We start from the raw sequence: 8858 nt of genomic DNA on the forward strand, positions 1-8858 counted from the left end.
GGTCTCGAGCTGGCGGGCTCGCTCCTCGGCCGTGTGGATACCCATGTACGACCGGGTGTCGAAGTCGAGGTAGTCGAGCGCCAGCCGGCGGAAGACGTAGTCCATGATCGACTGCGACATGCGGACGTCGGGGTCGTCGGTCAGGCCGGCGGGCTCGAAGCGCAGGTTGGTGAACTTCGAGACGTACGTCTCCAGCGGGACACCGTACTGCAGACCGATCGAGACGGCGATCGAGAAGGCGTCCATCACGCCGGCCAGGGTCGAGCCCTGCTTGCCGAGCTTGAGGAAGACCTCGCCCAGCTGGCCGTCGTCGTGAGCGCCCGAGGTCATGTAGCCCTCGGCACCGCCGACGGTGAACGACGTGGTGCGCGAGACGCGGGACTTCGGCAGGCGCTTGCGGGTCGGGGCGTAGACGACCTTCTCCACGACCTTGGTCTCCACGGCCTCGGCCGAGGCAGCCGCGGCAGCCGCGTCCTTCTTGGCCTTGCCGCCACCGTCAGCCAGCGGCTGACCGACCTTGCAGTTGTCGCGGTAGACGGCGGTCGCCTTGAGGCCGAGCTTCCAGGACTGCAGGTAGACGTCCTCGATCTCCTCCACGGTCGCCGTCTCCGGCAGGTTGACCGTCTTGGAGATGGCGCCGGACAGGAACGGCTGCGTGGCAGCCATCATCCGCACGTGGCCCATCGGCTTGAGGGCGCGGGCGCCCATCGCGGTGTCGAAGATCTCGTAGTGCTCGGTCTTGAGACCGGGCGCGTCGACCACGTGACCGTGCTCGGAGATGTACTCGACGATCGCCTCGACCTGCTCCGGCTGGTAGCCGAGCTTCTTGAGCGCACGCGGGATCGTCTGGTTGACGATCTGCATGGAGCCGCCACCGACGAGCTTCTTGAACTTCACCAGGGAGAAGTCGGGCTCGATGCCGGTGGTGTCGCAGTCCATCATGAAGCCGATGGTGCCGGTCGGCGCGAGGACGGAGGCCTGTGCGTTGCGGAAGCCGTTCTTCTCGCCCAGCTTGATGACGTCGGCCCAGGCCTTCGTCGCGAGCTTGTGGACGCGGCCGTCCTCGGTGTGCAGCACGCGCACCTGGTCGTTGGCCGACTGGTGCTTGCGCATGACCCGCTTGTGGGCCTCGGCGTTGCGGGCGTAGCCGGCGTACGGGCCCACGACCGCGGCGATCTCGGCGGAGCGCTTGTACGAGGTGCCGGTCATCAGCGAGGTGATGGCGGCAGCCATCGAGCGGCCACCCTCGGAGTCGTAGCCCAGGCCCATCGCCATCAGCAGCGCGCCGAGGTTGGCGTAACCGATGCCGAGCTGGCGGTAGTCGACCGTGGTCTGGCCGATGGACTCGGTCGGGAAGTCGGCGAAGCAGATCGAGATGTCCATCGCGGTGATGATGAACTCGACGGCCTTCGCGAACAGGGCGGCGTCGAAGGTGTCGTCGTCCTTGAGGAACTTGAGCAGGTTGAGCGAGGCCAGGTTGCACGAGGAGTTGTCGAGCGACATGTACTCCGAGCACGGGTTGGACGCGGTGATCCGGCCGGTCTCGGGGTTGGTGTGCCAGTCGTTGATCGTGTCGTCGTACTGCAGACCCGGGTCGGCGCACTCCCAGGCGGCCTGTGAGATCTTGCGGAACAGGTCCCGGGCGTCGACGGTCTCGATGACCTCGCCGGTGCTGCGCGAGCGCAGGCCGAACTCGGTGCCGTCCTCGACGGCGCGCATGAACTCGTCGCTCACCCGGACCGAGTTGTTGGCGTTCTGGTACTGGACGGAGGTGATGTCGGCGCCGCCCAGGTCCATGTCGAAGCCGGCGTCGCGCAGCGCGCGGATCTTGTCCTCCTCGCGCGCCTTGGTCGCGACGAACTCCTCGATGTCGGGGTGGTCGACGTCGAGCACGACCATCTTGGCCGCACGACGCGTCGCGCCGCCCGACTTGATGGTGCCAGCCGACGCGTCCGCGCCACGCATGAAGGAGACGGGGCCCGACGCGGTGCCACCCGAGGACAGCAGCTCCTTGGACGAACGGATGCGGGAGAGGTTGAGGCCGGCACCGGAGCCGCCCTTGAAGATGAAGCCCTCTTCCTTGTACCAGTTCAGGATCGAGTCCATGGAGTCGTCGACCGAGAGGATGAAGCAGGCCGAGACCTGCTGCGGCGACGGGGTGCCGACGTTGAACCACACCGGGGAGTTGAAGGAGAAGTACTGGTTGACCAGCAGCCAGGTGAGCTCGTGCTCGAAGATCTCCGCGTCACCGGCAGTGGCGAAGTAGCCGTGCTCCACGCCGGCCTTCGTGTACGTCTTGACCACGCGGTCGACGAGCTGCTTGAGGCTCCACTCGCGGGCGTCGGTGCCGACCGCGCCGCGGAAGTACTTGGTGGTGACGATGGTGGAGGCGTTGACCGACCAGAAGTCGGGGTACTCCACGCCGTGCTGCTCGAAGACGGTCTCCCCGGTCTTCCAGTTCTTCTGGACGACGTCGCGCCGCTCCCAGTTGATCTGGTCGTACGGGTGGGTCCCCTTCGTGCTGAAGACGCGCTCCAGCTTGAGGCCCTTGCCCTTGCGCGCGGTGCCGGTGCTCACCGTCTCGGTCATGGGTTCTCCTTCGAATCCCTCGTGGTGGTTCCCTGATGATGCCGGTCGGGTCCGACATTTTTGGGGGCATGAGACCTGGCAGGCAGCTTCCCCACTACCTGCCAGGTCGACTGTGGTCAGCCAGAGGCTGAGTCGGCGATGACGTCCACCGAGGTGGTGGCGGCATCGCCGGGGGTGACGCGTCGCTCCATGCGCAGCATCGCGATCTCGGACTCGAAGTCGGCAGCCGACTCGAACGCCCGGTAGACGCTGGCAAAGCGGAGGTACGCGACCTCGTCCAACTCTCGCAGCGGAGCCAGGATCGCGAGGCCGACCTCGTGGGCCGGGACCTCGGCCTGACCGCTCAGACGCAGAGCGTCCTCGACCTCCTGGCCCAGACAGGCCAGCTGGTCCTCGGTCACGGGACGTCCCTTGCACGCCTTGCGGGCGCCGGAGATCGCCTTGTCGCGGTTGAACGGCTCCGTGGCGCCGGAGCGCTTCAGGACCGTCAACTGCATCTTCTCGACGGTGGTGAACCGACGGTCGCAGGACGAGCAGGTGCGGCGGCGGCGGATGGACCCGCCGTCGTCGGCCACACGGCTGTCGAGGACCCGGGTGTCGGTGTGCCGGCAGTACGGGCAGTGCATCGCGGATCCCCCTTCCAGAAGTTCTGGAGCGTGTGGCTGGAGCCGGTCCGGGCATGCCGGGGCCGCTCACCCCTGAGCAACCCCACCCTGTGGACAGACGTCCTCTTCTTGTGGACAACCAGTAGCCCGTCTGTGGGAATTCATCCGGTTCTTGTGAACTAGATGTGGAAAACCACAGCGGTGTAACTACTAGATGTAGTGGTAACCGTACGGCGACCTCACTAGGGATGCAACCCGAAACGCCGACTTCGAATGCCCGCATCCGGACTGGACCAGCAAATGCGCAGGTCAGTACGGCTAAGCCCTTCCAGAACTTCTTCCGAGACGTCTCGGCACGTGGTTGATGTGACGCACGGGGACGGTGGGTCCCGCCGTTCCTCCGACGCCGTTGGGGTGCATGGGACACAATGACCACGTGGCATCCAGGGGGAAGCGCGCAGGGTCGCGACGTGCACCAGCCACCCGACCGAGCCTCGGCCGCGGCACCCTGCTGATCTGCGCGGGGATCACCGCCTGCGTGATCGCCTGGGGGTTCCTCGTGTACGCCGCCATCGAGTTCGGCGTCACCGCCCGCACCGGCGAGACGCCCGCCTGGGGGTTCATGACCCTGGCCGGCGTCGGCGCGATGGCCTGCCTCTTCTTCGGGCTCATGCTCGGCTCCCTCCTGCTGGAGAAGCTCGGCATCATCCGCGCGGACGACGAGTCAGCCGGGACCGACGAGGCTAGCGGCTCCCCCACCCCGCCCCGCTCCCCCGGAGGCAAGCGCGCCGCGAGGTGACGCACCCCAGACATGGGCGATGGGTGGGCCTTCCCGGGCCCACCCATCGTCTTCCCCTTGGTTCCGCCGGCCGGGGTCGAATCGGCCGGCGGAAGTCTGCGTCAGCCCTCGACCGGGACGCGGAGCTTCTGCCCCGCCTGGAGGACAGCGGTGTCGAGCGCGTTGAGCTCCTGGATCTCGCGCATCGTGTCGCGGACGGCCTCGCCGCCGGACACGTCACTGGCGATGCCCCAGAGGGTGTCACCCGTGCCGACGACCACGATCTCGGTCGGCGGCAGCTCGCCCGCCTCGGTGGTGCCCATGGCCCCGCCGGCAAGGAAGAGTGCCGCAGTCAGCGCCAGCAGCAGGGCAGTGAGGAACACCACGAGCCGTCCGCGACGGGTCAGTCGCACGGTCGAACCGGCACGACGGGCCTGGGGGACGTAGCTCGGGGAGATGACTGCTGCGGACATGGTGGCCTCCTGGGGAAGTGGGCTGCCGGCTGATCGGAACCGACGAGGAGAGTTCTACGGAGAGCCACTGACATTCCTTGCGGAGCCACTGGCCCGGCCATTCGAACCCGGGCCGCCGAGCCCGTCGATCAGGTGTTCGATCGAACACATGTACGAGATTAGAGCGCATGTTCGAACAACGCAAGCATTTCGCCGAACGCGTGTTCGAACGGCGGGTCGTCGGCGACACGCGCGCGAGTTTCGAACAGGTGTTTGAAACTCGCGCGTCCCACGGTCTACGGTGAGGGCACTGATCGACGCGACCGCAGGAGGACGGCATGGCCCACAAGGACAGCCCCTCGGGGGACTCCCCCGACAACAAGGTGCTGGAGCTGCCCGACGGCCCGCCCGACGCCACCGGCCTCACGCCGCGCCAGCAGCGTGTCCTGGCCACGATCAAGGACTCGATCGAGCAGCGCGGCTACCCGCCGAGCATGCGTGAGATCGGCCAGGCCGTCGGTCTGACCTCGTCCTCGAGCGTCGCGCACCAGCTCCGCGTGCTGGAGAGCAAGGGCTTCCTCAAGCGCGACCCCAACCGCCCCCGCGCCCTCGAGGTCTTCCTGCCCGAGGTGATGGCCGCCCGGCGCGCGATGGGTTCCGCCGAGGAGACCGCGTACGACGAGACCGGCATCGGCGACGCCGCCCCCGTGGCGCGCAACGTCCCGGTCCTGGGGCGGATCGCCGCCGGCGGTCCGATCCTGGCCGAGGAGCGCGTCGAGGACGTCTTCCCGCTCCCCAAGCAGCTCGTGGGCGACGGCACCCTCTTCCTCCTCGAGGTCGCCGGTGACTCCATGATCGAGGCCGCGATCTGCAACGGCGACTACGTCGTGATCAGGCAGCAGCCCGACGCCAACAACGGCGACATCGTCGCCGCGATGATCGACGGCGAGGCCACCGTCAAGACGTTCCAGCGCAAGGACGGCAAGGTCTGGCTGCTCCCCCACAACAGCGCGTACGAGCCGATCGACGGCACCCACGCCACCATCCTCGGCAAGGTCACCGCGGTCCTGCGCAGCGTCTGACCCTCCTCGTTCGACTGCCCCGCTCCCTCGACCGGGGGCGGGCAGTCGTGCGTCCGGGCTCTCAGTCCTTCGACGCAGTCTGCGCCAGACGCCCCAGCGCCGACCGTACGAGGGCCGGGTCGACCGTGGTCCACATCGGGGGCAGCGAGGAGCGCAGGAAGCCGCCGTAGCGCGCCGTTGCCAACCGGGGGTCGAGCACCGCCACCACGCCCTTGTCGGTCGTCGTGCGGATGAGACGCCCCGCCCCCTGGGCCATCAGCAGGGCGGCGTGCGTCGCGGCGACCTGCATGAAGCCGTTGCCGCCGGCACGGTCGGCGGCCCGCTGGCGCGCCGACATCAGCGGGTCGTCCGGACGCGGGAACGGGATCCTGTCGATCAGCACCAGCTGGCAGGTGTCGCCCGGGACGTCGAGGCCCTGCCACAGCGACAGCGTCCCGAACAGGACCGTGTGCGGGTCCTCCACGAACTGCTTGGCGAGCTCGGGCAGCTGCGCGTCGCCCTGGACAAGGGTCGTGAGGTGCCCCAGCCGCTTGCGCACCTCCTCCGCCGCGGCCTCGGCCGCGCGTCGGGAGGAGAAGAGCCCCAGGGTCCGGCCGTCGAGGGCGTCGATCAGGTCGCAGATCTCGTCGAGCTGCGCCTTGCCGAGCCCGTCGCGCCCGGGCGCGGGCAGGTGCTTGGCGATGTAGAGGATGCCCTGCTGGCCGTAGTCGAACGGCGACCCCACGTCGATGGCCCGCCACGGCAGCACCCCCTCGGTGGGCACCGCGGTGCCGTACTCGACCTCGCGCTCGGTGGGCTTGAGCCCCACCGACGAGGCCACCGAGCCGAAGTCGCCGCCCAGCATGAGCGTGGCGCTGGTGAAGACGACGGTGCGCTCGGTGAGCAGCTTGTCGCGCATCTGGCCCCACACCTGCAGCGGGGCCACGTGCAGGCGGGCCGGGATCCGCTCCCGCGACTCCGTCAGCCACAGCACGTCGGCCTCGGAGAAGGCCGCCATCCGCTCGGCGTTGGTGAAGACGTCCTGGACCATGCCCTTGGCCTGCGTACGCCCGGCGTCCGCGTTCTGCTCGCCGCCCTGCTCGCGCGGGAAGCCCGAGAGGCAGGACCGGGCCGCGTCGCGCACGCCCACCAGCGCGTCGGAGAGCTGGTCGGGGACGTGGTCGAACCGACCCGCCGGCGCCGCGTCGAACGCCTCGCGCAGCACGCCTGCGGCGTCCTCCAGGTCGCCGGCCGGGTCGCCCTCGGCGTCGGTGACCCAGCGCGCCGCGCGCCGGGCGGCACGCTCGATGTCGGCGACGGACAGCTCGTCGGTGGCCGCCTGGGTCACGCGGGCCACCAGCTCGTGGGCCTCGTCGATGACGACCGCGTCGTACTCGGGGATCATCGGGACGCCCTCGACGGCGTCGATGGCCAGCAGGGAGTGGTTGGTGACGATCAGGTGCGAGCGGGCCGCCTTCTCCTTGGCGAGCTCCGCGAAGCACTCCGCGCCGAACGGGCACTTGGTGGCGCCCAGGCACTCGCGGTGGTTGACGCTGACCTGGCGCCACTCCCGGTCGGTGTGGCGGGGGGCGTTGTCGCGCTCGCCGGACCCGCCCTGCTCGGCCTCCTCCTCGGCCCAGGAGCGCAGCTCGAGCACCTTCTCGGCCATCGCGCCCAGCGGGACCTCCACCAGCGTGCCCTGGTCGTCGGGCACCCCGGCGCGGATCCGGTGCAGGCAGGCGTAGTTGCTGCGGCCCTTGAGCACCGCGTACGAGGTGTCGAGGCCCTTGATCGGCTTGACCGCCTCGACGAGACGCGGGATGTCGCGCTCGACCAGCTGGTGCTGCAACGCCAGCGTCGCGGTCGCGACCACGACCCGCTTGGGGTGCAGCAGGGACGGCACCAGGTAACCGAGCGACTTGCCCGTGCCCGTGCCCGCCTGGACCAGCAGGTGGGTCTCGGCGCCCAGCGCGGAGGCGACCTCCTCGGCCATGCGTACCTGCCCCTCGCGGGGCTGTCCTCCCAACGCCGCGACGGCGGTGCCCAGGGCATGACGAACGGGGCTGTCGGGAGACTTCGCTTCGGGCACCTGAGCACCCTAGACGCAGCCTCCGACAGCCCCGCGCACCCCTGTCAGGGGTGAGTCAGACAGTCGGCCCGCCCGGCCTCAGATCACCGCGCCCGAGTCCTCGGGGTTGCGCTCGGCACGCACCCGCTTGACGCGGCTCATCGGCCACTTGGCCTGCAGGTACGTGAGCAGCGGCGTCGCCATGAAGGTCGACGAGTAGGTGCCGACGATCAGACCGACGAGCAGGGCCAGGGCGAAGTCGCCCAGCGAGTCGCCACCGAGGATCCACAGGGCCGCCAGGATGAACATGGCGCCCAGGCCGGTGTTGACCGTACGCGGGACCGTCTCCAGGCAGGCCTTGTTGGCGACGTCGGCGAACTCCTCCTCCGGCTTGGAGCCCCACCACTTCTCGCGGATGCGGTCGAACACGACGACGGTGTCGTTCACCGACAGACCGATGACGGTCATGATCGCCGCCAGGAAGATGCCGTCGATCGGCTTGCCCAACCAGGCGAAGAGGCCGACCACGATGAGGACGTCGTGCGCCATGGCGACGACTGCCGACACACCGAAGGTCCACTTGAACCGGAAGGCGAGGTAGATCGCCTGGGCTGCGAAGGCGAGCAGGAAGGCGATGATCGCCTTGTCCTTGAGCTCGTCACCGAAGGACGGCGAGATCTTCTCGTCGCGAACGAGCTCGGCGCCGCCACCGGCCTCGGAGATCGCGTCGGCGATCGAGGTCGCCTCCTCGTCGCTGATCTGACCGACACGCACGGCGATGCGCTCGCCCTTGTCGGCCTCCTGCACCGTCGCGGTCGGGAAGCCGGCCTCGGAGACAGCCTCACGGGCGTCGTCGACGGACAGGTCCTGCGTGGTCGAGTACTCCAGGACCCGGCCACCGGTGAACTCGAGGCCCCAGTTCAGACCACGGGCGCCGATGCCCGCGAGCGCAGCCACCAGGATCGCGCCCGTGATGCCGAGCCACAGGGCGCGGCGGCCCATGATGTTGAAGTTCTTCTTCTCGATCCAGGTGCGCACCGAGCCGACGTACCCCAGACCGGTGAGCTTGGGCTTGCTCGCCACCCAGCGGTTCGAGAGCACGACCTCGGTGAGGACACGGGCCACGATGAGGGCCGAGACCATCGACGCGATGACACCGATGGTCAGGGTGACACCGAAGCCCTTGATCGCGCCGGAGCCGAGCATGAACAGCAGGCCCGCGGCCAGCAGCGTGGTGACGTTGGAGTCGAGGATCGCGCTCCACGCCTTGTTGAAGCCGATCGCCAGCGCGCGCCGCAGCCCCAT

General features: G+C 69.0%; 7 protein-coding genes. 2 read left to right on the forward strand and 5 right to left on the reverse strand.

Annotation, left to right across the window (positions count from 1 at the left end; all coding sequences use genetic code 11):
• Both ACI379_RS11915 and nrdR read right to left on the reverse strand, forming a co-directional pair.
• Nucleotides 1-2589 (reverse strand): vitamin B12-dependent ribonucleotide reductase (locus ACI379_RS11915; RefSeq protein WP_439792308.1); only part of this gene is annotated, 2589 nt, incomplete at its 3' end.
• A gap of 116 nt (nucleotides 2590-2705) precedes the next feature.
• A complete protein-coding gene (nrdR, locus tag ACI379_RS11920; protein WP_439792309.1) occupies nucleotides 2706-3215 on the reverse strand; it encodes a transcriptional regulator NrdR in 510 nt (169 codons plus the stop codon).
• Nucleotides 3216-3630: 415 nt separating this feature from the next.
• Here nrdR and ACI379_RS11925 point away from each other — a divergent pair, with 415 nt between their 5' ends.
• Nucleotides 3631-3993: a hypothetical protein gene (locus ACI379_RS11925; protein WP_439792310.1), complete on the forward strand. Its 363-nt coding sequence runs from the start codon at nucleotides 3631-3633 to the stop codon at nucleotides 3991-3993.
• A 101-nt stretch (nucleotides 3994-4094) separates the two neighbouring features.
• Here ACI379_RS11925 and ACI379_RS11930 read toward each other — a convergent pair whose 3' ends face one another.
• On the reverse strand, nucleotides 4095-4445 hold the full coding sequence (locus ACI379_RS11930; protein ID WP_439792311.1) for a LysM peptidoglycan-binding domain-containing protein: 351 nt from the start codon (nucleotides 4443-4445) through the stop codon (nucleotides 4095-4097).
• Between the two features lie 317 nt (nucleotides 4446-4762).
• On the opposite strand from ACI379_RS11930, the gene lexA reads away from it, so the two are divergent.
• The gene (gene lexA / locus ACI379_RS11935; RefSeq protein ID WP_439792312.1) at nucleotides 4763-5506 is read left to right on the forward strand and encodes a transcriptional repressor LexA; all 744 of its coding nucleotides are present in this window, start codon (nucleotides 4763-4765) and stop codon (nucleotides 5504-5506) included.
• Between the two features lie 61 nt (nucleotides 5507-5567).
• On the opposite strand, the gene ACI379_RS11940 is transcribed toward lexA, so the two are convergent.
• Together ACI379_RS11940 and secF are read right to left on the reverse strand one after the other, a co-directional pair.
• Entirely contained in the window at nucleotides 5568-7574 is a 2007-nt protein-coding gene (locus ACI379_RS11940) for an ATP-dependent DNA helicase (protein WP_439792313.1), read from the reverse strand.
• A 78-nt stretch (nucleotides 7575-7652) separates the two neighbouring features.
• Nucleotides 7653-8858: protein translocase subunit SecF (gene secF / locus ACI379_RS11945; protein WP_439792314.1), on the reverse strand; the 1206-nt coding region annotated here is incomplete at its 5' end.

Origin of the sequence: Nocardioides sp. (assembly GCF_051876515.1) — a bacterium.
GTDB lineage: Bacteria > Actinomycetota > Actinomycetes > Propionibacteriales > Nocardioidaceae > Nocardioides.